Here is a 22,689-nt window from a genome sequence, read left to right as displayed (position 1 = left end):
GTATCAAAAAGATAAGTCTGATGCTTTTAGACAAGATGTTAAGCAATTAGCAAAAGTATTATCGGGTTGAGATTTTGGATTTGGATCTGAATGTAGACATAAATCTGGATGCATCATAGGAGCTGATACAGGAGGCCTTGCATTGGATTGTGATTTTATAGCAAACTTTACTTATCTGAACAATCCCCCTATCTTGCCATGAAAGCTTTTTGTTTTGGTTTTGATCTGGTTTTTTGTTGTGCTTGTATGTAAGCCTATTTACAATTAAAATATAAAGCAGGTAGTGTTGTGTATGCAAAATATTGTTTATGTTGTTTATGCCTTAGGGAGGGTATGTATGGTCAGTATGCTGATTGCTGCCTGTAGTAACTTAAATATGGGCGTAAACGGCCAGGCTGTTGCGTTTCTTCAACTTCCTTCAGAAGTTAGAGAAGAAATTTATGCTTTTTTACCTAAAGAAGATTTATTAAGTATTCGACAAATATATAAGAATGAAAAAAATTTAATCGAAAAGAGGTTATTTTCTAACTCCTTTTCCTCTAAATATCCTTTGCATATTATTGATTTAACAGAAGAAAAATTGTGCTTTGCGGAAAGATATAAAATCTTGCATATACGTTATAGTGGTCCTTTAGATAAAGATTGTTTAACGTCATTAGCGAGGTTAAAGTTACAATCTCTTCAGTTATCATACGATAGTAGGGACAGTATGAACACAGATAAATCTCCTTTCGTTGAAAGGCAAGATACCATTACAGATACGTTTTTTCCTATACAATCGCTTACATCCCTTGAGCTAGAGTATAAGGAAGAAAAGATGGTCTACATATTCAAATATGTACGTGAATCTGAATATTCTCCTGCTGAGATTTCGAAGTTTAAAAATTCGTATAGTATCAGACAGCGTTCTTGTCGTTCGAACTGCATAGCATGCTGTAAGCAAGGCCTTAGGCCTTAGTTGATGCATCTTTTTTGCAGCTTAGGCTAGCATTATTTAGGGCATTCTCCACAACTATATTGATCTAATTTGATCCGAGCAGCAGAGGGTGAACGTACCATCATTAAGCTAAAAATCAAGATAACAATAGGCAATTACAGCAGAAAGGTTATATAGGAAGGAGTTTCCCTGGGAATTATCATTCTTACGAATTTGATTCGGAGGAGTTTAAGCCAACCATGTCACCTGGTCGTATTTTTGTACTTGATGGCACTAATGGGAAGGAAATCGTTATAGCCTATCGAGGGACACAAGATCGTTATGATTGGCGGACTAATTTGCAAGCAGCATGGCAGGCTGATGTAGACTTTTTATCGGAACAGGATGGTGCAAGAACAAAAGCACCTTGGGGTTATTATCAAGCATTTAAAGATTCTCGTGCTAGCCTTATGAATTGTTTAAGGCAGCATGTGCAGCATTACGGAGTGAGCATGAAAGATTTACGTGTTACTGTTACAGGGCATAGTATGGGTGGTGCGTTTGCTGTAATAAGTGTCTTATATCTAAAAACAGAAGCCGGTATTCGCGATGTAGCTGTTGTAAATTTTGGAAGCCCTAAAATTTTAAATACTACGGGTAGTGCAATGTGTGAGCGTCTTATAGACAAGCATAATATTATCAGAGCTGTAAGCAGTGATCCTGTCCCCTATGTTATATCTGATTATGACTTATTCTATAAACATGTAGGTGCGTTACAACACATAAATAATGGATTTTCCCCTATGCACAAGGTAAATGCCTAGTATAATATATTGTAAAAAGTAGCATAATGCTTAAAGCGATCATATAATGGATAATAAGATGCTATTAAACGGAAAATGCATATGTTTTATATGCGTAGTAGTGGTTTCTTTGTGTATGATTGAAATAGGTGGTTTTTTAAGATTTTAAGAGGGGCTTATTATAACCCTATTCAAGAGGGGCGTCTTAAGCGGCATAATAGCTTAAGGAGGGAACGACTTATTTAGTAGAATCCATCTTCTAAGTGCATTATCTCAGTAATTTGGTTGAAATTACCTAGTATAGCGATAATATCAAAACGTATCATTTGCACTTGATAAGGTTGCTTACGTAAATAATGCGCTGCAGCTAGACGAATGCCGCTTATTTGCTTGCGCTTAATAAAATTTTCTGGATAGCCAAATAAATTGTTTTTACGTGCTTTTACCTCGACAAAAACAAGTAATTCCCCCTTCTGAGCGATTAAATCAATTTCATAACGTTTGTAACGAAAATTTTTAGCTAAAATTGAAAATCCTTTCTGCTTCAAGTAGTTTGCTGCAATGTACTCTGCATATTGCCCAAAGTCAGCTGTTGAATCTTTTATAGACATAAGTAGCAACCGTAAAAAATACATTACGCTGTATGTATGCAACAGCTTAACAGCGTACAAATGTAACTTGTAAAAAATTTATTAAATTTATTAAACTTGTCTTAGCTGGTTGCTGCTATTTTAGGTTAATTGTAAAGCAGTAGGTAGGGAGGTAGCATAGAGGCATATTTTTGTTATTATCCTTCTGTAGATATAACCTATTTGTTACGTTTGAAGCAGAAAGTCTTGTGTAAAATTGTGATTGGAAGAAAGAAGCTAGTGAGCGGTGGGGATGTTCGAGCGGTTGAAGTGGTCATACGCAAAGAAAAATTAATGGGTTACAATGCTTGCTTGAAGCAGCTTTTTCTTCATACATTTTTATGATTTCCATTAAAAAATATGTTATTGCTGTGCTCGTATTACACGGTTTAAATGGCCCAGAAACAGCGCATGCATTAGCGGGTCGTTTTAGCATCGAACTGAGTCCTGCTTTATCCATAAATAAAATTTATAATTTTAATTCAAATAAAATAGCACTAAAAGATAGGGGCATTGCACCAGGATTGATTTCTGGTTTGGCTTATCATTTTCCTTTACGGGCACATTGTAGTGTAAGCGCAGGTGTTTCCTATGCCTTAGGCCATATGGGTGTCATAACACTTCGTTCAGCTTCTGAAGCATATGAAACCTATTTATTACAGTCTATTTGGCTACCTATTTTATGTAGATTATATACCAGTGAAATAAAGCTTGATACCAGTATGTATTTTAAGCTGGGTTTTATTCCCTCTATCGGTTTACCCAGCAGGCCTATTAGCTCAAAGGTAAAGGGAACCAAGTTGGTAAGCACCCGACAATTCAATGGTTGGATGCATCTAGGGGGCGGTGTAAAGTATGACTTTAGCTTAACCAATAGTCTAATGGTAGGGATAAGCTACTATGGAGATGTATCTGGAATCATGCATACAGAAGAGGCATATGGCCATAATCATTTTTTTTGTCTGGATATCTGTTTGCTATTTTAGAAAGAAAGCCATTTAATTATTTGTTAAATGTATCTAATACATGAATCATGAAATTATCCAATTTTAAATTCGAATTACCTAAGGATCTCATTGCACAATATCCTATAGAATCCAAAGAAGCAGCTCGCTTAATGGTCGTACATAAGAACAGTGGTCAAATAGAGCATAAAACCATCAAGGAGCTTGCTAGTTATTTTGAGAAAGGCGATACGTTAGTTGCCAATGATTCCAAAGTATTACCCTGTAAACTTTATGGTTATAAGGAGAAAACCAATGCAGAAGTAGAAGTAATTTTGTTACGTAAATTAAGTCACGAGCATGCCTTATGGGATACTATTGTAGAACCAGCGCGTAAGATTCGCATAGGCAATAAAATTTATTTTGGGAATGGTGAACTGGTAGCTGAGATTATTGATAACACTACTTCAAGAGGTCGAACGCTCAAATTACTATTTGAGGGAGGGGAAAGTGACTTCTATGCCCTCATAGAGCAAATAGGTCATGTGCCCTTGCCTCCTCAAATAGGACGTTCCTCCACTCCGGAAGATAGCCTTTATTATAAAACCTTGTTTGCTAAAAATATAGGGAGCATTGTATTACCTGCTGCGGGGTTGCATTTTACCCCTTATTTGTTAAAATATTTGGAATTGTGCAATATTTCTGTTACGTGTGTTACCCTTCATATTGGTTTAGGGGAGCTGAAGACTATTGATATGGAAGACTTAACCAAGGTTAAAGCTGCTTCTGAAAGATTTATAATTACGGAAGAAGCAGCCCATGTAGTAAATCAGAGTTTGGCTAAGCAAAAAAAAGTTTGTGCGGTAGGTACTTCTGTTTTAAAGGCTATAGAATCTTCTGTTTCTGTATCTTGCCATTTAAAGGCGAACAATGGATGGACGAATAAGTTTATTTTACCTTCCTATCCTTTTAAGATTTGCAATGCTTTGTTAACGACCTTTCATTTACCTTTTTCTAGCTCCTTAGTCAATATAGCTGCTTTTGGAGGAGATGAGTTGGTATTAGCTGCGTATGCGGAAGCCATTAAAGAAAAGTATCGCTTCTTCTTGTATGGAGATGCGATGTTAATTATATAGTAGAACCATATGGATTGTACAAGGTAATACAGGCTGTTCATAACTAGCTGACGTTACGTAACCTATTAGCTATTGGAAGGCGCATGCTGAGGGATTATTAAGTTATTATCTTTATATTAGTTTGCTTTTAAAATAATAATGCTTGCTTAAGTTTAGTGGTTTTTAATGTGTGGAGTTAGCTATCAGAGGCTGCTGTGTAAGTAGCATCAAACAGAGGGTAACGGGCAAATCTTACCAAAAAGCTTTTTAGTTGTATTTTATTTGCGTTTAAATGGAGATACAATACCATTACTTTTAAATTACTTACCTACTAATGATCCGTATGATCCGTATTTATAGGAAATACATTCCGTATATTTTATTTCTGTTTTATTTAGCTGGCGGGAGGGGGCTACCTGCTTTAGCTACAACGGGTTATACGATAACCCATATTCAAGTGGAGGGTAATGTTACGATAGAAGAGGAGCTATTGATTGGCCTTTCTGGGTTAGAACCCGGTGTCCTTCTGAATCCTTCTTCTGAGGAAATAGGCATATCCATTCGGAAGATAGCTAAGTATGAAGGTATTAAAACGGTTTCCCTCTATTTGACTGCTGTAGATGAGGTAAATAAGGTAGCTACTTGTGTTATTCGAGTTGAAGAGCATCCTAAGCTGGCAAGTTATGTTATAGAGGGGATTTCTAAAAAAGAAAAGGGATCTCTATGTGAGCAAGTAAAAATCCCTCCGCATGCATCGCTTGCGCCTGTTTTTCTTCGTAATACGACTACTGCTATTAAAAAATATTTTTTAGACAAAGGATTTGGAGGGGTAGCGGTTGCTACAGAATTAGTACCAGATAAAAAAACAAAAAATAGAGTACACTTAAAAATCAAGATTGTCAAGGGTAAAAAAAGTATAGTAGATAAAATTATTTTTGAAGGAAACAAACATATAGACAGCAATCTTTTACGTTATCATATAACAGAACTAAACGAGTCTCCTCGTTTTACACTTTTAAAAGATATCGTTAAAAGGGCGTTTTCAGGGGATCTTTTCCGAAAAGGGACCTCTGTACTACAAAATGCGAACATATATGAGAAATTAAAATCTTATTTTTTTGAGCATGTCTCTTTTTTTCCCTCTGTTTTTACGGAAGAGAAATATTTAAAAGCCAAAAAAGATATTATTCTTTTTTATAAATCAAATGGATTTCAGGATGCTTGCATTACAGCAGCGCATTGTAAGCAAAGTCCTACTGGGAGGGTAGCCATTTATTTCAAAATAGAGGAAGGCAATCCATATAAGATTCGTCATATCAAATGGGTTGGTAATTGCCGCTATAGTGAACAGGACTTGGCTAAGCTATTAAACTTAGCACAAGGAAGCCCATATGATCCAGTGCGTATCAAAGAGCAGCTAGGCCAAAATGTTGATGATCTCTATTTTAACAATGGTTATCTTTGTTTTCGTTCAGAAGTTATAGAAACAGGTATAGAGGACCAGCAGGTAGACTTAGAGATCAGAATATGGGAAGGGAAGCAAGCTACTATTAATCAACTGCATATTGTAGGCAATACCATAACGCATGATGAAGTAATCCGACGTTCATTGTATACGATACCAGGAGAGAAATTCAATAGACAACATGTAGGAGAATCCATGCGAAGATTGAACATGTTACAGTTTTTTTATCCTCTGTCCACTCCACTTGTTAATCCAAGTGAAACAGGAGATACGGTAGATATTACCTATGTTGTAAAGGAAAAGCTTAACTTAAATCTTAGTGGGGGTCTAAGCTCTGCGGATGGTCTGATTGGTCATGTTGAGCTTGGTTCAAATAATGTTTCTATAAGAAATCTATTCAGCGGTAAGATTCCGTTAGGTGCTGCTCAGAAGCTTTCCTTTAAGGGAGAATTTGGGAAACACAAACAGAAAGGGTTAAGCTTAACCTTTGAGGATCCTTGGCTTTGGTGGGGGAAGCGTAGATATTCATTTTCTTTCGGTATAAGCAATAGGTATCAATATTTCCCTTATAAAAAAACGCCATTAGATAGGTATATAGATTTCGCTTTATTTCCAATAGGGAAACAGCATAAAAACGGGGAAATGCATACGTTTAGTTGTTGGACCTCATTAGGTAGGCAATTGGCTAAGGATTGGTCTTGGGAACTAGGGGTGCATTACGTACGCTATGCTTACCAGCATTGCGTATGGCTGAAAGACGGCAAAAGAAAATCTGGTATTTCACATGATATACAGTTGAATACTTCATTATCCTATGATAGTACGGACAATCGTTACTACCCAACCAGGGGTTTATCTTGGGATAATAAGCTGACTATTACACCACCTTATACTTTATTGTCTGGTAAAGCATTTGATCCATCAGCTATGCCACGTTTCCAGGAATTTGGGAAATATATGATGGATCTTTCCTATTTTAAGAAGTTACCAAAAAGTTTCGTTTTCCATACCTCTGGCCATATGGGTTTTTTGTTTTCTCTTTCTAAAGGTGCAATAGGGCCTTTTCATCGCTTCCGCATGGGGGGAATATCACCTGATGAAGGTGGTGGCTTATTGAATCATGATTTTGTTTCATTACGGGGTTATCCAAATGATAGCCTTACACCTGAGCATTGTCACAAACAGTTGAGTGGAGGTGTTTTATTTCAAAAGGTTTCTGTAGAATTGCGCTATCCTCTTGCGTTAAATCTTGCCTGTGTTTATCTATTAGGATTTATGGATGTGGGCGACAGCTGGTTAACGTATGAAAAGTATGAAAAGTATAACTATCAAGCGATGAAAAAATCTATAGGGCTTGGGTTACGTGTTTTTCCACCTATACCAATAATACCAATGATAGGTATAGACATCGGTTATAGACTAGATGCTACCAAGAAGAAACCTGCGCGTGCATGGGAGTGGCACTTTCACATTAACCCATTGAGCCGTTAGAATAAAAGAAAATAAAAAAAGAGGGAGAAAAAAGAGGGAGGGGGCAAGGGGCAATTACTGGGGCAACTACTTAGGCGCTATGGTAAAGCCAAGGGAAGCCTTATGGATACAATCAATAGCCTGCTGTAACCCTCTATGGTCTATGGAATGAGCAAGATGGGGTAGCTTATAGTCATTATGTGGGATATGCCATTTTTTCAAGTACTGTATGGCTTGATCCACAGCATCCACTGTGATTATACTATCCAATACACCATGAATGAGGCAGATGGGTGTAGTAGTGTTAAGGCAAGCAGGAGGGGCTATCAATAATCCAGAGAAAGCTATGGTAGCTAAGAAAGGTGTTTTCTGAATCAAGGTTAAATAAATTCCCATCATGGCCCCTTGAGAAAATCCCATTATAACGGTATCCTGATTGGTAAGCTGTAATGTTAGCTGTTTTTGCTGGATGCTATCCATAAGGCGTGGTGCATTTCGTGCAAGTAATGGTTGCATAACGGCTGGATCCCGATTGAGCAAACTAAACCATTGGCGTCCATAAGGAGCACTTTCATAGGGCTCTATCCCATGTGGTGCTATAAAATGGCAATCCGTTAAGTTATTTTGCATGTAGTGTGCTAAAGGGATCCAATCGTTTCCATCGGCCCCTATACCATGTAGCAGCACTACCAGTTTTTTTGCTGGTAGTGTTTTACTATATACTTCAGGATAAGTTAATGCATGCATCCTATAATTGGTTCTGTCTTATATTACAGGGAAGTTACTATTTTATTTGCATAAATGGTAATAGCTGTAATTTAATAACAAAAGTTGAAGAGATAAGCTTGGATATAGCCATTTTAGCCTGATACTTCTTAGCATAAAAATATGACAAAAGCAGTAGTCAATCAAATTTTTCAAATTTTAAGTAAGGCCAACCCGAACCCAACCACAGAATTGGTTTATACAACGGATTTTACCTTATTGGTAGCCGTTATATTGTCTGCGCAAGCTACTGATGTATCCGTGAACAAAGCAACGCAAGAACTGTTTGTTCAATATAATACCCCTTCTAAAATTTTAGCATTAGGAGAAGAAAATTTAAAGAAATGTATCAAAACGATTGGTCTATATAATAGCAAAGCTAGGCATATCATAGCGCTTTGTAAGGAATTAATCGAACGGCACCATGGCCATATACCCAACACTTTTGAGATGCTTATACGCTTACCAGGTATAGGAAGAAAAACAGCTAATGTACTATTAAACGTTTTGTTTCAAAAACCCGTTATTGCTGTTGATACACATGTATTTAGGGTAGCTAAACGGATTGGGCTAGCCCAAGGCAACAGTGTTGCTAAAGTAGAAAAGGAACTAGAACAAATTATAACACCACCATGGCTAATGCATGCCCATCATTGGCTTATACTACATGGAAGATATATTTGCAAAGCCCGAAACCCTAACTGTAACATCTGCCCTATAAAAGCGTATTGTGCTTATATAAAGTCAGCCTCCGGATGAAGCCCATGCTTCCGTATGGAAGAGCCATCTCCACCCTTTTCCCATTCCGAACAGAGCAGTTAAGTCCAGTAGCGCCGATGCTATTTCTATCGTTCCCTTTTCTTCTTTTACTTCTCTAGAACTAGAAAAGGCGCATTTTTATTTAAAGTTTATATTTTGTATTTTATAACTGATAACAAGTGAATCATAGATATAGATAGCTGTATAGCAAGGTAGGGCTTATAGCCATATACGTAACTACTGCGGATAAGCTATAGTTTCTGCAGGACGGCAATGTCCTTAATTTAATTAATACGTAAAAACCCCATTTAATACAATAGTGGCATAGGCTCTGCTAAGTTACAGGGATAAACCAGTTAAAGATTTCAAAAAATGCGCTTATAAAAACTTTGAAGCAGCAAGGAAAGGCTAAAAAACTATCCGTAAGACAATCTGTTTGCTTTTAATAAAGCAAGAGGAAGATAGCCACCATTAGGCTAGGCATTCCATTGTTCAAATAAGGCCTCCACAAAAGCATGGGGATCAAATGGCTTAAGGTCCTCTACCTGTTCTCCCACGCCAATATATTGAATAGGAAGCGTAAACTGATTGGCTATGCCCAATAGCATACCACCCTTAGCGGTTCCATCTAATTTAGTGATTACAAGTCCTGTTACTTGCACGGCAGCTGTAAAAATTTCTGCTTGATGAAAGGCATTTTGGCCTGTAGTACCATCCAATACCAATAGTACCTCATGAGGTGCACCAGGCAGACACTTATGGATGGTACGTTTGATTTTGGCTAATTCATTGACAAGATGCTTCTTAGTATGCAATCGGCCAGCTGTATCTATGATAACCAAATCGGTGTTACTTTGTATTCCTTGCTGTACTGCTTCATATGCTACAGAGGAAGGATCCACCTGCATGCCCTTTGCTACTACTGTTGCCCCTGTCCGATTGCCCCAGATCGTCAGCTGTTCGATGGCCGCTGCACGGAAGGTATCTGCTGCTCCTAGGATAACTTTTTTTCCTTCCTTTGCAAATTGTGCAGCAAGTTTACCAATAGTAGTCGTTTTCCCTACTCCATTGACCCCTACCACTAATAATACGAATGGAGTGGGGATTACCGCATCAGCTGCAGTTCGTTCAGCTGGGTTAGGGTTACTAGGTAATAAAAGTTTCTCTATTTCAGATTTTAAAATCTGAAATAGTTCAGCTGTGGTAAGGTATTTGTCTCTTGCTATACGCTGCTCAATAGCAGTTATTATTTTAAGCGTTGTAGGAACCCCTACATCTGCTCCAATCAATAGTTCTTCTAGCTTGTCTAATATGTCCCCATCAATAGTAGACTTTCCTGCAATTACTTTGGTAAATTGATCCCATAATGTATGACGCGTTTTAGAGAGCGCTTTTGTTAAAGACTCCTTAGACTTGGCTACTTTAGAAGAGAAAAAATTCAGAATCCCCATGCTACCTTACAAACTACTTTATCATCCCTACTAATAATCTATAGAAACCATCCACTCTTTACATACAAAGCATCCCATTGTTTGTATTACCATAAAATGCCAGAGCGTATGAATGCTCAAAAGAGGATGGTAATGTTCTGCTTTCTATTCCGTTTTTCTAGCTAAGACTTCTTTGACCATCTCAGGAGATACCATTCTGCTTCGAAAACCATAAGCCCCTGTTTTAGAGGATCTTTTTACTTGGATTAGCTTTGTTAATCTCCCTTGATTTCCCTTAGAAAGCGTTGCCATTACTTTTTTTGCCATAGGTTAACTAGCTTACTTAATTTCTTTATGAAGTGTATATCGCTTAAGGATAGGATTGTATTTCCTTAATTCCAATCGTGCAATCGTTTTGGTTCTGTTTTTTTCGGTACAATAACGGGACATACCTGCCACACCACTCTTGCGTTGTTCCGTACATTCCAGGATTACTTGCACCCTACTCCCTTTTTTCTTTGCCATTTTTGTTACTTTTTTGCTTTACTCCCTTAAACCAATCGGCAGAACTTCTTGGATAAGGTTCCTTTTTGTTTGGCTTCCTTAAGTACAGCACAAATCCCCTTTTTGTTTATGGTACGTAAAACAGAAGTGCATACCTTCATGGGGATCCAAACTTTTTCTTCCGGGAGATAGAAATTTTTTTTCTGTAAATTTGGATAAAACCAGCGTTTTGTTTTGTTATTTGCATGAGACACATTATTACCTATAATAGCCCTTTTACCCGTTATATCACAAATCCTTGCCATTTTTAATTATATTTTTATAAAATACACCCAACAAATATAATAGCTGTATAACGATATTCAAAATATAATAAAACTATTTTTGATGGTATAGACCATTTACTGCATTATCTTTCTTCAAAAAGAAAAAAAACTTTTTAATAGATGCCTATGCAGTTATTTAACCATTATTCTTTAAAATTGCTCAATACTTTTCAGATTCCTTCTGTTGCCATGCATTATGTGCCATGCTATACGGTGCAAGAGATAGAAACTTTTTGCACTACCATAAAGATAGCTAAAACAGGCTTACATATCTTAGGAGGAGGAAGCAATACTTTATTTGTTGGGGATTATCCAGGTTATGTATTACACGTTCGGTTAACAGGCATTGAAGTAATCAAAGAGACCTCCCATACCATACTAGTAAAGGCGGCTGCAGGTGTGTCCTGGCATGAATTAGTTCTATACTGTGTTACAAGGAATTATGGAGGAATAGAAAACTTATCTTTCATTCCAGGAACAGTGGGAGGGGCGATAGTACAAAATATAGGTGCCTATGGCGTAGAGCTTAAAGAGGTCATAGATAGGGTTGAAGCAATTGAATTAGCAACTGGTAAAAAGAGAATTTTTCAATCATCAGCGTGTGCGTTTGGCTACAGAACAAGTATTTTTAATACAATAGCACGCCATGCATATGTCATTACAGCTGCTGTATTAGCTTTGCATAAAGAGGCGAAATTCCGGATAACTTATGGGGCTATCCAGGATAGCTTAGCGCAAAGAGGTATACAGCAGCTATCCTTTCAAGCTATTAGTGATACCATAATCGCTATTCGTAAGCAAAAACTACCAGATCCTGCTGTCTTAGGCAATGCAGGCAGCTTTTTCAAAAATCCTGTGCTTCCCATAGCGCATTATCAATCATTGAAAAGAAAATATCCTGAACTGGTGGCTTATGATACACAGCAAGAGGGATGTATAAAAATTTCCGCTGCTTCCCTGATAACGTTAGCAGGTTTTAAAGGTATCCGTAAGAGACAAGTAGGTGTTTATCCTTTACATGCGCTTATCTTGGTCAACTATGGAGGAGCTACGGGTAAAGAAATAGTAAAATTAGCTACTCAGATTAAACAGAAAGTAGAAAAATTATTCCACGTTAGGCTTTTACCAGAAGTACAAATAGTAGGCGAAAAAACAATGCTCTAAGAGAAGAAACTTGCGCTTACAACCGCTTATAGTAGATCTTCCTTGAGTGGATCCTCTTTTTCCTCTTTTGTTAAAAATGCTTCAATTTCTTTCTTAATGCCTGTTAGTTCATTGTTATTCGCCAGCATAATGAGAATCTTTAAAAGCTTGTTATAGCCCTCCAGTAATTGTAAGTATTTTCTATTTAATTCCTGTAATTGTATAAAACTGGGATGCTTATAATCCATGCTTGTATAGGATGGAGCTTCCTCCTCTACACGGGTATCCCGGTTATCGCATAAATGGGGAAAATCTATTGTAAAATCATAATGAATAATCCCACCAATCCGCATAATCAAAGCATCCTCTAATTCTATTTCTTTGAGTTTGCCATACAATGTATTACGGGCAATTTTTAACTTTTCAGCTAATGCCTTCATCTGGTAACCACTTTTCTTAATGGCTTTTTCTACTATTTTTCCTTTGTGCTGCTTCATAAATACAATATAACATACTGAACATCATACAAAGAAGTTCCGTTTTACATCAAATTTGTTTGTATAAGAATCAATTGTAGTTCATATATGTTGTATTATGTATGAATGTGTACTTTTGATAATTATCCATTATTTAATGGCAAACTAATCCTTTTAGACTGGATTAGAGGCACAATTTTATGCAAAAAAATTGCTTTTTGCAAAAAAACAAGAAACAATTCTGTACAATTTATAGAAGTTGTGCCCCAAATAGGGAGGAAAAGCGGGGGAGGTTGGGTTTATGGGTGATTAATCTTGTTGCATTATAGGGTCTATTAGGGCAGGTCTGCGCTGTTGCGTTCTATTTATTGCCTCTTGTTGCGACCATTTTTGAATAGCTTGATGGTTCCCAGAAAGTAAAACTTCTGGAACCTTGATCCCTTCGTAATTATAGGGCCGTGTATAGACAGGGGGGGCGATGAGACCATTTTGGAAGGAGTCGGTTAGGGCAGAAGAGGCATCGGATAGTACAGCTGGTATGACGCGGACTATGGCATCTACTAATAGAAGTGCAGGTAACTCGCCTCCAGAAAGTACATAATCTCCTACGCTGATTTCCCGTGTAATAAAATGTGTTCGAACCCGCTCATCTATACCCTTATAATGGCCACAAAGTAGGATAATATTTTGTTTGAGAGAATAGCTATGGATGGTTTCCTGAGTAAGCAGTTCTCCATCTGGAGCCATATAGATGATTTCATCATAGGTACGTTCCTTTTGCAGGCTGCGCATGCAATGTGCAATAGGCTCTATCATTAATACCATGCCAGCGGCTCCTCCATATGGCTTATCATCAATTTTACCATGCTTATAAGCTGTATAATCACGTAGATTATGTATGTGAAGTGTAAGTAGTTTTTGTGTAAGGGCACGTTGAAAGGTAAAATGGCGCAGTGGGCTTTCCAATAGTTCTGGCGAACAAGTTATAATGTCAATTCTCATGCCATATACCATACATTATACACGCTGTATACGAACAACCCATTGGGTTATTGCTTTTTTGTAGCGAGAGGGGGAATTGAACCCCCGACCTTCGGGTTATGAATCCGACGCTCTAAACCATCTGAGCTACCTCGCCTTGTAAAGGTATGTACATATATACAACTTAATCAGCTGTTGTAGGTAGTAGTGAAATTGTCCTTATATTTATCAATAGTTAAGTTAATTACAAATTTACTAAAAATGCGCTTTTTTTCTATAAAAAAAATAGATAAGCTACTGTTACGTAATTTTGTTATTACGTTTATCTTATTGCTTAAGCTGGTATTTTTTATATTGATCATACATACTTTTTTCCTACTATTCCAAGATATTGCCGGTAAGGGGCTAGGGGTTTCCATATATGCAAAGTTGTTATGGTATATAGGTTTAAATGTTATGCCCGATGCATTTCCGGTTGCGGTGTTGGTAAGTTCGCTTATTGTTTTTGGTCATTTTGCTGAAAGTTATGAGTTAACTGCCATGCGTGCAGCAGGGCTTTCCCTGCAGCGTACGTTGCGTTTACCTTTTATTTTTATTCTTATGGTAAGTGGCGTACTTTTTTATTTTCAAGATTATATTCACCCTACTATCAAACCTAAAATTTTTGCATTAGTTGAAGACATTATTAACAAAAAAACTGCCTTATTGATCCAACCAGGTGTTATATGTAACGATATCCCAGGGTACAGTATTTACGTAGATAAAAAAGAAAAAGGTAAAGAACAAATGCAAGGTATTGTAATGTATGATTATAGCAAGAAGCAGGGGAGGGTTGTCTTAACTACTGCAGAAGCAGGAAGGCTATATACTACATCAGATGAGGGCTATTTGGTGATGGAATTAACGAATGGGCATAATTATGTGGAACCGTTGCCATCTAGAAAAGAGCCTACCTTGAACAATAAGCCACTCCATCCGTTTTATACCAATAATTTTGCGTATCAAAAAATAAGGATCAGTTTAGAAGCATTGAAAATGGGTAATACTAAAGAAAAGTATGAATGGGACCCAAGGACAAGGATGCATGCGCAGCTGAAACAATTGACGCAGGAATGGAGTCAGCAGATAGAAAAAATGGAGCAGAAAGCGCGTCTGCTAATACAGGAACAATGTACGCATTATCAGTTTACTACTCAACCGGATCCGTTAACATTTCCTTCTCATTCCGAAGAAATTAAGACTGCCAGGGATGCGTTTATGGTATTTAGGAATCAACTTATAGAGCGTAAAGATGCCCTTGATAAGGCAGAAGCTGCGCAAGCGGATGACCCTATTGCAAGAGGAGTAATAGAAAATGCTTTATATGCTGTAGAGCGAATTAAAACTAAACTGGAGCATGAAAAGCAGCTGCTGGATGACTTGAGAAAAGGCTGGAGGGAGTGTTTATATGAAAAGAATCACCGGCTGGCTATGGTTATACGTTGTATTATTATGTTTTTGTTGGCGGCCCCTTTGGGCTGTATTATTAGACGGGGAGGATTTGGCATATCTGTATTAATTAGTTGTTTCTTTATGTTGGTACAATATATTTTTACCATATGTGGGAGAGATCTGGTTATGGACGGTAAATGTATTCCTTTTGTGGGGGCGTGGTTGGCCAATTTTATATTGGCTCCTTTCTGTCTATTTTTCTTATTGCAAGCCCAACACGGTATGGGTTTGCTATCCGTTGATAAATTTGTTGCTTCTATACAAAGCATTAGGAGGTATATCAGATTGGGCTATTGCTGTAACAAGAAAAAAAATAGCTAAAACGTATAGGATTGCGTTTTTCCGAGGTTACTTGGTTTTGAGCGTAGGTTCAGTGTTTGGGGAAATTTTCCGTTGACCAGGTAGAAAAGGGTTGCCTTGAAATGAAAAGGACCGACGGTGAATAGGCGTTATGCCCAGCTCCCGAATGGCTTGCAGATGCTTAGCGGTGCCATAACCCTTGTGCTGGGCAAATCCATAACCAGGATAACAGCTATCCCATGTTAGCATTTCTGTATCACGATGCGTCTTAGCTAAAATAGAAGCGGCGCTAATGGCAGCGACATGCTGATCGCCCCGTACAATGGCTTGTATAGGATAGGGGGATGCTGGACAATGTAGCCCATCAACCAGTACGCTATCTGGTGCAATACATAGGTCACTTAAAGCCCGCTGCATGGCCAGTAGGGTAGCTTGTAGAATATTACACTGATCAATTTCAGAGACCGTTGCCCTTCCTATGGCCCAATCCATTGCCTGCTCCTTAATTTGACAAGCTAGGAATGCTCTTTGCTTGGCATTAAGTTGCTTAGAATCAGCCAAATTTTCAATTGGCTTTTGGGGATTTAAGATAACCACAGCTGCTATAACCGGTCCTGCTAGCGGACCGCGGCCTGCTTCATCAATGCCTGCTAGGATAAGCGGTCTATGCATCGGGCAAAATTAACGTTTTTAGGGTGGTATAGCCTATACTTATAGGCAGAAAATGGCTTTAGCCTCCTTACCCCGGTAAGGCTTAGTTTTAAATATCCCTAATGTGGATAAGGTATAGGTTAACATTAATATATCCATCCTATCAAGTTCTTATTATGCAGTTAATTCATGTATATAACCTATCTAACTTTATCAAGCGCTCGCTTTCTTATTGTGGTGCACAAAAAAATGGATACCCTATGGGGTATGCGCTTTCCTGTGTGCCGGGTAGGGTCAGCAGTGCTTACGCTTGAAAGATATATAAAAGATATAAAGAGATGCATAAAAAGAGGGGTAAGGGCTTATTCTTTTCCGTAGGACGTACACGTTTACGGATGAAGTATGCTTACAATCATAGCGCAATAACCTGCCAACGGGCTATAGGTATAGCTAATAAAATAGCTATATTTGGGTAGGTTCCATTATAATTAATAGTACGTTGTTTTTTATTGATATATAGTTTTATTTATTTGTTTATGTTATCCTTTCCAGCTTATTGTTTTATTTATTTCCTAGGTATTGGCGGCATTGGCATGAGTGCTTTAGCAAGATTGTTAGCTGCTCAAGGATATACCATTGTAGGATATGATAAAGCGGCTTCCCCTCTTGTTACCCAGCTACAAAATGCAGGAATGTTTATTCATTTTACAGATAGTGTAACGGCTATTCCTTCTGTTATTCGCCAGCATCCTACTAAAACACTTATTATTTATACGCCTGCTATTCCGTCAGATAGTCCTATACTAAATTATTTGCGCGGAAGCGGCTATACAATGCTATCTAGAGCGGAAGCATTGGGAAGCATTGTGAACCATTTGCCTACTGTAGCCATAGCTGGTACCCATGGTAAAACAACTGCTTCAGCTATACTTGCCCATATGCTTTATGAAAGTACGCTAGCTATGTTGGCTTTTGTGGGTGGCATTATGCATCGTTACAACAGTAATATAATTTATAATCATACCTTGAATCAGGTTCAAGTAGTAATAACAGAAGCAGATGAGTTTAATAAGTCTTTTCTTCAACTTACGCCTAGCCATAGTATTGTTACGTCAATAGATCCAGATCATTTAGACACCTATGCGACAGTAGCTACTCTGCAAGAGAACTTTAAACAATTTATCAAACAAAGCAAACAAACGGTATTGGTCCATGCTAAGGCTGCTAATCAGTTACAATTAACTACCCATGGGTATAGTCCACTCCTGACCTATGGATTGAATAATGCAGTAATTCAAGCAGATAACATACGTATAGCAGCACGTCAAAGTGTTTTTGATTACATAGGGGATGGTGTAACCATCAAGGAAATTATTTTGCCCTTGCCAGGTTCATACAATATTGAAAATGCTTTAGCCGCTATTACTATGGGTTTAACCTTAGGTCTTACAGAAGCGCATGTACGTGCTTCCATAGCCTCTTTTCCTGGTATGCAAAGAAGATTTGACTACATTGCTAGGAATGAAAAATTTGTATTAATTGACGATTATGCCCATCATCCAGCAGAGATAGCTGCCTTACTTAGCACAGTTAGGCATATTTACCCGAATGGGTGTATCACGGCTATTTTTCAGCCCCATCTTTTTTCACGTACAGCAGATTTTTATGAAGCTTTTGGTACTACGTTAAGTATAGCGGACCAAGTGCTGTTATTGCCCATTTATCCTGCAAGAGAAGTAGCCGTACCAGCTATTTCATCGCAATTGATTTATGATTGTTTAAGTTGTAAAACAAAAATATTGGTGGAAGATGGCAAGTTGTTAACTATTTTGCCCAGCTATATGCGCCAACACGCTTACCATGTAGTAGTAACCATTGGTGCCGGTGATATAGGCACAATGGTACCAGCTATTGCAGCGGTACTAGCGCAACAGTTGCTGCAGTAGGCCGGGCAGCTATTTTGCCTTGGTAAGGGTTGGCCGCTAAGAGGCATAGTGGTAAAGCAGCACTAGCTTCTCAAAAGAGAAGCTAGTGCTGCTAATTTTTCATCTGACTCTCGTTCTGCATCATGTGAAGAAATGTAACCAGGATATTGATCAAATTTAGTTTGGATAGAGGCTGAAGTTTTAACCCAATGCTCTCTTTTTGTTCCATGTAATGGGATGAGCTTAGCGTGCAAATGGTTTACACCGTAGCCTTCAAAAACAACTGCTGTTCTGGCAACAGTTGGAAACTTATGGATCAGTAGTTGAGATACCTTTCTAGCTGCCTCCATCAATCCATTGATTTCGTCTGACGTGTGATCGAAAATATAGCTGCTCAGGTGGTGCTTTGGGATTACTACTGTGAACCCCTCTGTATTAGGGAAAATAGAAAGAAATGCTAAATGCTGGTAAGATTCCCATACAGTGTGGCAGGTTGCTAAGCCTGCTACCATCTTACAAAAAATACAATCTGTTGTGGATGCATGCGTTACTTGTTTCATTTTATTTTTAATTTTTAGCCTCTAGATCTATTATACCAATGTTAGCAATAATTTATCCTATTCCTCTTCCTCCTTCGCTACAGGTTTATCCAAGGGATCATTTAACCAATAACGCATCTCTTCCTTTGCAACGCTACTATCGAGATTTAGCAGGTCAAGTTTTATATGCTTTCTCAGGTAGGCAGGTATCTCTAATTGTTCCTTAACATAATGATCCTCCCAATTTTGTGCGGTAGTACGTTGTTTGTTAAGCGGTTTCCTTGTAAGTGCATGGTTCCAGTTTGGTGGGTAAGCGTTTGCTGGGGGATAAGTAAAGGGCAGGGGCAATTGTACGGCACTCTCTTCCGTTATTCTACCTTCTTTCTCTTTTTTTTTAGGTGCCCTTGGTGTTGCTTCTTCTTGTATCCCTATTGTTTGCGTAGGAGAGGAGTATATCCCTTCTGGTTGTGTCAGCGTCTCCTGTAGGATAGGATCAGGGGGAAGGGTCTGTTGCGTTCCTGTAGCACCCACAGCAGGCGCTGTAGTTTGAGACCGCTTGAAGCCAGTGGCAATAACGGTAACTTTGAGTTTTTCTGCCATTTCCGGATCAGCACCATGGCCAAAAATTACTTCTGCATCATCACCCGTCTGTGCCTGTATATAATTGGTAATAACAGTTAATTCATCCATTTGTAGCTCTGCTGCTTGGCCAGACACAATGGACAAAAGTATTTTCTTTGCTCCACGAATATCCGTATAATCTAATAAAGGAGATGCAAGGGCTGCTTCAGCAGCTTGTAATGCCCTATCTTCTCCTTCTGCCTCTCCGGAACCCATAACAGCTGCTCCTGCATTTTTCATGACTGTTTTAACATCTTCAAAATCTACATTTACATAACCTGGCACAGTAATAATTTCTGCAATACTTTTAGCAGCTGTTGTTAATACTTTATCTGCTTCTAAAAAAGCTTGTGTGATAGAGAGTCCACCCAGCGTAGTTTGGATCTTATCATTTAAAATAATCAGTACCGTGTCACAATATTTCCGCATTTCACTGATCCCCTCCTGTGCTTGTAAATATTTTTTTTTCCCTTCAAAGGAAAAAGGAAGCGTCACAATGCCTACGGTAAGAATACCTTGTTTTTGTGCAATACCAGCAATAACAGGTGCAGCACCTGTACCCGTTCCCCCTCCCATGCCAGCTGTAATAAACAGCATTTTGGTATCTTCACTTAACAATTCTCGAATATTTTCTTTGCTTTCTAAAGCAGCGTTGCGGCCTACTTCTGGATTAGCGCCAGCGCCTAATCCACTTGTAAGCGCAGCACCAATTTGAAGTTTATGCTGTATAGGGCTGTTGCGTAAAGCCTGTACATCCGTATTGCAAACTATAAAGGAAACATCCTTAATGCCTCGTTTGTACATATTATTCACAGCGTTGCTGCCACCACCTCCTACCCCTATTACCCGAATAATAGACTTATGGTGAAAAGGTAAATCAAATGTGTAGCTAAGATCCTTCATAATTTTTATAGTAGCTTGTCTCTCGTATCATTACGAATGATAGATAACCCAAAGGATCCTCCTCATTCCTTATGTCTCTTCATAATCATCTGCTAGAAATGCTTTGGTTTTGTTAATTATCTGTTTAAAAGAAAAGCTTCCTTTTTTGGTTTGCTTTTTATTTTGTCTAGAATGATCCCAATAGGTAGATTCCTTGGTTTTATAGTAGGCTTCTCTATAATCCAAAGTTTTAAACCCAGCCAAAGCCAACCCAATGGCTGTTGCATACATCGGATCTTTTAATTTTTTTCCACTGCCTTCCTCTAAATATTCATCCGCTACGCCAAGGCGGACATCCAAGCCTGTTATTGCTTTAAATAAACCCTGCGCTCCCTTTAAATTAGAACCACCCCCTGTTATAACCATACCAGCGATAAGTTTTTCATAAAATCCAGAACGCAAAATTTCTTCCTGGATGAATGTTGCTATTTCTTCCATACGGGCCTGTATAACTTTAGCCAGGTTAGTTGTGAGGACCTCCTTAGGGGATCGATTACGCAACCCTGGAATAGTAACAATAGCTTGTGTATCGAAAGCTTCCGCTGTAATATTACCAAATTTTGTTTTTAATAATTCTGCTTGCCGCTCTAAAATCATAAAGCTTTGCTGCACGTCTGCCGTAATATGATTACCCCCTAATGGAATGGTAGCGGTATATCGAACAATAGAGTCAAAAAATAGCACTATATTTATGATGCTTGCGCCGATGTCTATCAGACAAACACCAGCTTCCTTTTCTTCATCGCTCAATACGGCTAGGCTAGTGGCCAAAGCAGACGCCATGGTAAACTCCGCCGCTATACCTGCTTTTTTAATGCATTTATGAATGCTTTGAATAACGTGCGTTTTAGCCGTTATGACATGAAAGTTAGCTTCTAGTTTTACACCAGTCATCCCTACGGGGTCTTGGGTTGCTATTTCATAATCTATGGTATACTCTTGTGGGATGGTATGGATGATTTCCATTCCCAAAGGCATGACCATACGATGTATGTCATGGGTAAGTGTATGGATATCTGTTACAGTAATTTCTTGCTCTATAGAATCCCTGGTGATGCTTCCATAGTGCGCTGTACTCGTGACATGTCTTCCTGAAATATTTACGTGCACTACATTGACATTGATACCAGAATCTTCCTCTGCAGCTTGTAACGCTTGTTTGATAGATAGGGCTGTTTTATCTATATTGACAATCACACCACGGGAAACACCATCTGAGGTGGCTTCTCCCTTACCCAATACTTCTAATTTGTTACCATCGTATTGGCTTTGCCTACCGATAACCACACAAATTTTACTGCTACCTATGTCTAAACTAGCTATAATCTTTGACATCCCCTTTAGTACTAGTTTTTCCCTTTTTCCCTAAGCGATTTTCTTTTTATTTGTATTGAGTCACCTGTTAAGAAAAACAAGAAAGAAACAACCGCCTAGATACCTATAAGTTAAAATAAAGTTACGCAAACTTTAAAAGAACAAAGGCAAAATCTGACAGCTATACTGTTTTTGGGGTATAAGCAAAACCTTTATAGTCTGGATACCACACGATGGGGGTGTTTGGCGACAAATTGTGCCCATTGCTTAGGAGGAGCAGTGGGGGTAGGACGCTGCTGACCATGGCACAATGCTATTGCTAAAGCATCTGAGGCATCCAAAAAAATAGGCTGCAACGATACCTCCAGCAGCCGGCCTACCATAGCTGCTACTTGTGCTTTAGAAGCATTGCCCTGTCCTGTAATGGCTTGTTTAACTTTACAGGGTGCGTATTCTATAAGGGGAATGGTATAGGCAATGGCTGCTGCAATAGCTACACCTTGTGCCCGGCCTAATTTAAGCATAGATTGCACATTCTTGCCTTGAAAGACGGATTCAATAGCCATTTCATCTGGCGTATATTCCTGCAATAATGCTACCATATGCCTATAAATATGCTGCATCCGTAGGGTAAAGGTAGCATATTGCTTGAGTTGCCAAGCACCATATGTTATAAGCTTAGGGGGAACAGTTGGTAATACTTGGATAAGTCCAAAGCCCGTTCTTACGCTTCCAGGATCTACGCCTAGGATTATTCTGGTTTGCATAAATAACTAATTTATTTTAAAATTGGTGAAAACATGGATGAAGAACATAACAGATTTGTGAACAATAGATAAGGTATTTGTTGCGAAGTTAGTATAAAGTATTATTATTTGTTAACTTATCCAGAATTAATCTAATATATTATATTTTTACATTTGGTTAATTTATAGCTAGTTATTAATACCAAAGCATGAAAAAGCAACAGAGCAGAATGAGGTAATTTACAAAAACACAAACTTTGAGCGGGGTTTTCCACGAAATAAGGGAGGGTTTATATTAAAAATTGCTTATAATGAGCAATTATTAAATGGTTTCGTAGTTCAACGGATAGAATAGAAGTTTCCTAAACTTTTGATGCAGGTTCGATTCCTGCCGAGACCACTGGAAGTTAGTACAGTGGTATTCCTGCTGGAGA

23 protein-coding genes and 2 tRNA genes are annotated in these 22,689 nt (G+C 38.3%); 11 read left to right on the top strand and 14 right to left on the bottom strand.

Going from position 1 to position 22,689, the window contains the following annotated elements:
* Positions 1-292: 292 nt before the first annotated feature.
* Complete coding sequence (locus DK880_RS02400; protein WP_109997233.1) at positions 293-958, top strand: F-box protein; 666 nt, start codon at positions 293-295, stop codon at positions 956-958.
* Between the two features lie 218 nt (positions 959-1,176).
* Positions 1,177-1,740 (top strand): lipase family protein, encoded by a 564-nt coding sequence (locus tag DK880_RS02395; protein ID WP_109997232.1) that lies wholly within the window; start codon positions 1,177-1,179, stop codon positions 1,738-1,740.
* Between the two features lie 221 nt (positions 1,741-1,961).
* On the opposite strand, the gene DK880_RS02390 is transcribed toward DK880_RS02395, so the two are convergent.
* Positions 1,962-2,330 carry a YraN family protein gene (locus DK880_RS02390; RefSeq protein ID WP_162534126.1) on the bottom strand — a complete coding sequence of 123 codons (369 nt, stop codon included), beginning with the start codon at positions 2,328-2,330 and terminating at the stop codon, positions 1,962-1,964.
* A gap of 237 nt (positions 2,331-2,567) precedes the next feature.
* On the opposite strand from DK880_RS02390, the gene DK880_RS05590 reads away from it, so the two are divergent.
* From DK880_RS05590 to DK880_RS02375, 4 genes are all read left to right on the top strand, one after another.
* Complete coding sequence (locus tag DK880_RS05590; RefSeq protein WP_262494588.1) at positions 2,568-2,693, top strand: hypothetical protein; 126 nt, start codon at positions 2,568-2,570, stop codon at positions 2,691-2,693.
* Positions 2,690-3,334, top strand: a complete 645-nt coding sequence (locus DK880_RS02385; protein WP_109997230.1) for an outer membrane beta-barrel protein — start codon at positions 2,690-2,692, stop codon at positions 3,332-3,334. Before DK880_RS05590 ends, DK880_RS02385 begins: the two co-directional genes overlap by 4 nt.
* A gap of 47 nt (positions 3,335-3,381) precedes the next feature.
* A complete protein-coding gene (gene queA, locus DK880_RS02380; RefSeq protein WP_109997229.1) occupies positions 3,382-4,428 on the top strand; it encodes a tRNA preQ1(34) S-adenosylmethionine ribosyltransferase-isomerase QueA in 1,047 nt (348 codons plus the stop codon).
* 322 nt (positions 4,429-4,750) lie between these two features.
* A complete protein-coding gene (locus tag DK880_RS02375) occupies positions 4,751-7,363 on the top strand; it encodes a BamA/OMP85 family outer membrane protein (RefSeq protein ID WP_162534125.1) in 2,613 nt (870 codons plus the stop codon).
* Between the two features lie 66 nt (positions 7,364-7,429).
* Here the strand turns inward: DK880_RS02375 and DK880_RS02370 are convergent, their stop codons facing one another.
* Positions 7,430-8,089 carry an alpha/beta hydrolase gene (locus tag DK880_RS02370; RefSeq protein ID WP_109997227.1) on the bottom strand — a complete coding sequence of 220 codons (660 nt, stop codon included), beginning with the start codon at positions 8,087-8,089 and terminating at the stop codon, positions 7,430-7,432.
* A 141-nt stretch (positions 8,090-8,230) separates the two neighbouring features.
* On the opposite strand from DK880_RS02370, the gene nth reads away from it, so the two are divergent.
* Complete coding sequence (nth, locus tag DK880_RS02365) at positions 8,231-8,866, top strand: endonuclease III (protein WP_109997226.1); 636 nt, start codon at positions 8,231-8,233, stop codon at positions 8,864-8,866.
* A 476-nt stretch (positions 8,867-9,342) separates the two neighbouring features.
* Here nth and ftsY read toward each other — a convergent pair whose 3' ends face one another.
* The 4 genes from ftsY to rpmB all read right to left on the bottom strand — a co-directional run bounded on the left by ftsY (position 9,343) and on the right by rpmB (position 11,105).
* Positions 9,343-10,317 carry a signal recognition particle-docking protein FtsY gene (ftsY, locus tag DK880_RS02360; protein ID WP_109997225.1) on the bottom strand — a complete coding sequence of 325 codons (975 nt, stop codon included), beginning with the start codon at positions 10,315-10,317 and terminating at the stop codon, positions 9,343-9,345.
* Positions 10,318-10,461: 144 nt separating this feature from the next.
* Complete coding sequence (locus DK880_RS02355; protein WP_109997224.1) at positions 10,462-10,623, bottom strand: DUF4295 family protein; 162 nt, start codon at positions 10,621-10,623, stop codon at positions 10,462-10,464.
* A gap of 12 nt (positions 10,624-10,635) precedes the next feature.
* A complete protein-coding gene (gene rpmG, locus DK880_RS02350) occupies positions 10,636-10,821 on the bottom strand; it encodes a 50S ribosomal protein L33 (protein ID WP_109997223.1) in 186 nt (61 codons plus the stop codon).
* Between the two features lie 26 nt (positions 10,822-10,847).
* Positions 10,848-11,105 carry a 50S ribosomal protein L28 gene (rpmB, locus tag DK880_RS02345; protein ID WP_109997222.1) on the bottom strand — a complete coding sequence of 86 codons (258 nt, stop codon included), beginning with the start codon at positions 11,103-11,105 and terminating at the stop codon, positions 10,848-10,850.
* 147 nt (positions 11,106-11,252) lie between these two features.
* Between rpmB and murB the strand changes: the two genes are divergently transcribed.
* Positions 11,253-12,290 carry a UDP-N-acetylmuramate dehydrogenase gene (gene murB, locus DK880_RS02340; protein WP_162534124.1) on the top strand — a complete coding sequence of 346 codons (1,038 nt, stop codon included), beginning with the start codon at positions 11,253-11,255 and terminating at the stop codon, positions 12,288-12,290.
* A gap of 26 nt (positions 12,291-12,316) precedes the next feature.
* Here murB and DK880_RS02335 read toward each other — a convergent pair whose 3' ends face one another.
* From DK880_RS02335 to DK880_RS02320, 3 genes are all read right to left on the bottom strand, one after another.
* Positions 12,317-12,766, bottom strand: coding sequence for a helix-turn-helix domain-containing protein (locus DK880_RS02335; RefSeq protein ID WP_109997220.1), 450 nt, complete (start codon positions 12,764-12,766; stop codon positions 12,317-12,319).
* 288 nt (positions 12,767-13,054) lie between these two features.
* The gene (gene trmD / locus DK880_RS02325) at positions 13,055-13,747 is read right to left on the bottom strand and encodes a tRNA (guanosine(37)-N1)-methyltransferase TrmD (RefSeq protein ID WP_109997218.1); all 693 of its coding nucleotides are present in this window, start codon (positions 13,745-13,747) and stop codon (positions 13,055-13,057) included.
* Between the two features lie 61 nt (positions 13,748-13,808).
* A tRNA-Met gene (locus tag DK880_RS02320) sits at positions 13,809-13,883 on the bottom strand.
* A gap of 104 nt (positions 13,884-13,987) precedes the next feature.
* On the opposite strand from DK880_RS02320, the gene DK880_RS02315 reads away from it, so the two are divergent.
* The gene (locus tag DK880_RS02315; RefSeq protein ID WP_109997217.1) at positions 13,988-15,538 is read left to right on the top strand and encodes an LptF/LptG family permease; all 1,551 of its coding nucleotides are present in this window, start codon (positions 13,988-13,990) and stop codon (positions 15,536-15,538) included.
* 27 nt (positions 15,539-15,565) lie between these two features.
* Here DK880_RS02315 and rnhB read toward each other — a convergent pair whose 3' ends face one another.
* The gene (gene rnhB / locus DK880_RS02310; protein WP_109997216.1) at positions 15,566-16,189 is read right to left on the bottom strand and encodes a ribonuclease HII; all 624 of its coding nucleotides are present in this window, start codon (positions 16,187-16,189) and stop codon (positions 15,566-15,568) included.
* Positions 16,190-16,704: 515 nt separating this feature from the next.
* On the opposite strand from rnhB, the gene DK880_RS02300 reads away from it, so the two are divergent.
* The gene (locus DK880_RS02300; RefSeq protein WP_109997214.1) at positions 16,705-18,114 is read left to right on the top strand and encodes a UDP-N-acetylmuramate--L-alanine ligase; all 1,410 of its coding nucleotides are present in this window, start codon (positions 16,705-16,707) and stop codon (positions 18,112-18,114) included.
* A 62-nt stretch (positions 18,115-18,176) separates the two neighbouring features.
* Here DK880_RS02300 and DK880_RS02295 read toward each other — a convergent pair whose 3' ends face one another.
* The 4 genes from DK880_RS02295 to ruvC form a co-directional block, all read right to left on the bottom strand.
* The gene (locus tag DK880_RS02295; protein ID WP_109997213.1) at positions 18,177-18,653 is read right to left on the bottom strand and encodes an HIT family protein; all 477 of its coding nucleotides are present in this window, start codon (positions 18,651-18,653) and stop codon (positions 18,177-18,179) included.
* 57 nt (positions 18,654-18,710) lie between these two features.
* Positions 18,711-20,156: a cell division protein FtsZ gene (ftsZ, locus tag DK880_RS02290; RefSeq protein ID WP_109997212.1), complete on the bottom strand. Its 1,446-nt coding sequence runs from the start codon at positions 20,154-20,156 to the stop codon at positions 18,711-18,713.
* Between the two features lie 69 nt (positions 20,157-20,225).
* The gene (gene ftsA, locus DK880_RS02285; protein WP_109997211.1) at positions 20,226-21,530 is read right to left on the bottom strand and encodes a cell division protein FtsA; all 1,305 of its coding nucleotides are present in this window, start codon (positions 21,528-21,530) and stop codon (positions 20,226-20,228) included.
* Positions 21,531-21,721: 191 nt separating this feature from the next.
* Positions 21,722-22,276, bottom strand: coding sequence for a crossover junction endodeoxyribonuclease RuvC (ruvC, locus tag DK880_RS02280; protein ID WP_109997210.1), 555 nt, complete (start codon positions 22,274-22,276; stop codon positions 21,722-21,724).
* Between the two features lie 307 nt (positions 22,277-22,583).
* Here ruvC and DK880_RS02275 point away from each other — a divergent pair.
* Positions 22,584-22,655, top strand: a tRNA-Arg gene (locus DK880_RS02275).
* Positions 22,656-22,689 lie beyond the last annotated feature (34 nt).

The sequence above is a fragment of the Candidatus Cardinium hertigii genome (assembly GCF_003176915.1).
Lineage (GTDB): Bacteria > Bacteroidota > Bacteroidia > Cytophagales > Amoebophilaceae > Cardinium > Cardinium hertigii_A.
This window is presented reverse-complemented; position numbering and strand designations above follow the sequence as displayed.

Coding starts and splice junctions, on each gene's coding strand:
- ruvC (WP_109997210.1), bottom strand. CDS start 22,276: ATGCAAACCAGAATAATCCTAGGCGTAGATCCTGGAAGCGTAAGAACG.
- DK880_RS02335 (WP_109997220.1), bottom strand. CDS start 12,766: ATGAAGCAGCACAAAGGAAAAATAGTAGAAAAAGCCATTAAGAAAAGT.
- DK880_RS02295 (WP_109997213.1), bottom strand. CDS start 18,653: ATGAAACAAGTAACGCATGCATCCACAACAGATTGTATTTTTTGTAAG.
- DK880_RS02395 (WP_109997232.1), top strand. CDS start 1,177: ATGTCACCTGGTCGTATTTTTGTACTTGATGGCACTAATGGGAAGGAA.
- nth (WP_109997226.1), top strand. CDS start 8,231: ATGACAAAAGCAGTAGTCAATCAAATTTTTCAAATTTTAAGTAAGGCC.
- DK880_RS02385 (WP_109997230.1), top strand. CDS start 2,690: ATGATTTCCATTAAAAAATATGTTATTGCTGTGCTCGTATTACACGGT.
- ftsZ (WP_109997212.1), bottom strand. CDS start 20,156: ATGAAGGATCTTAGCTACACATTTGATTTACCTTTTCACCATAAGTCT.
- rpmG (WP_109997223.1), bottom strand. CDS start 10,821: ATGGCAAAGAAAAAAGGGAGTAGGGTGCAAGTAATCCTGGAATGTACG.
- ftsA (WP_109997211.1), bottom strand. CDS start 21,530: ATGTCAAAGATTATAGCTAGTTTAGACATAGGTAGCAGTAAAATTTGT.
- murB (WP_162534124.1), top strand. CDS start 11,253: ATGCAGTTATTTAACCATTATTCTTTAAAATTGCTCAATACTTTTCAG.
- DK880_RS02400 (WP_109997233.1), top strand. CDS start 293: ATGCAAAATATTGTTTATGTTGTTTATGCCTTAGGGAGGGTATGTATG.
- rpmB (WP_109997222.1), bottom strand. CDS start 11,105: ATGGCAAGGATTTGTGATATAACGGGTAAAAGGGCTATTATAGGTAAT.
- rnhB (WP_109997216.1), bottom strand. CDS start 16,189: ATGCATAGACCGCTTATCCTAGCAGGCATTGATGAAGCAGGCCGCGGT.
- ftsY (WP_109997225.1), bottom strand. CDS start 10,317: ATGGGGATTCTGAATTTTTTCTCTTCTAAAGTAGCCAAGTCTAAGGAG.
- DK880_RS02370 (WP_109997227.1), bottom strand. CDS start 8,089: ATGCATGCATTAACTTATCCTGAAGTATATAGTAAAACACTACCAGCA.
- DK880_RS02300 (WP_109997214.1), top strand. CDS start 16,705: ATGTTATCCTTTCCAGCTTATTGTTTTATTTATTTCCTAGGTATTGGC.
- DK880_RS02390 (WP_162534126.1), bottom strand. CDS start 2,330: ATGTCTATAAAAGATTCAACAGCTGACTTTGGGCAATATGCAGAGTAC.
- DK880_RS02315 (WP_109997217.1), top strand. CDS start 13,988: ATGCGCTTTTTTTCTATAAAAAAAATAGATAAGCTACTGTTACGTAAT.
- queA (WP_109997229.1), top strand. CDS start 3,382: ATGAAATTATCCAATTTTAAATTCGAATTACCTAAGGATCTCATTGCA.
- DK880_RS02375 (WP_162534125.1), top strand. CDS start 4,751: ATGATCCGTATTTATAGGAAATACATTCCGTATATTTTATTTCTGTTT.
- trmD (WP_109997218.1), bottom strand. CDS start 13,747: ATGAGAATTGACATTATAACTTGTTCGCCAGAACTATTGGAAAGCCCA.
- DK880_RS02355 (WP_109997224.1), bottom strand. CDS start 10,623: ATGGCAAAAAAAGTAATGGCAACGCTTTCTAAGGGAAATCAAGGGAGA.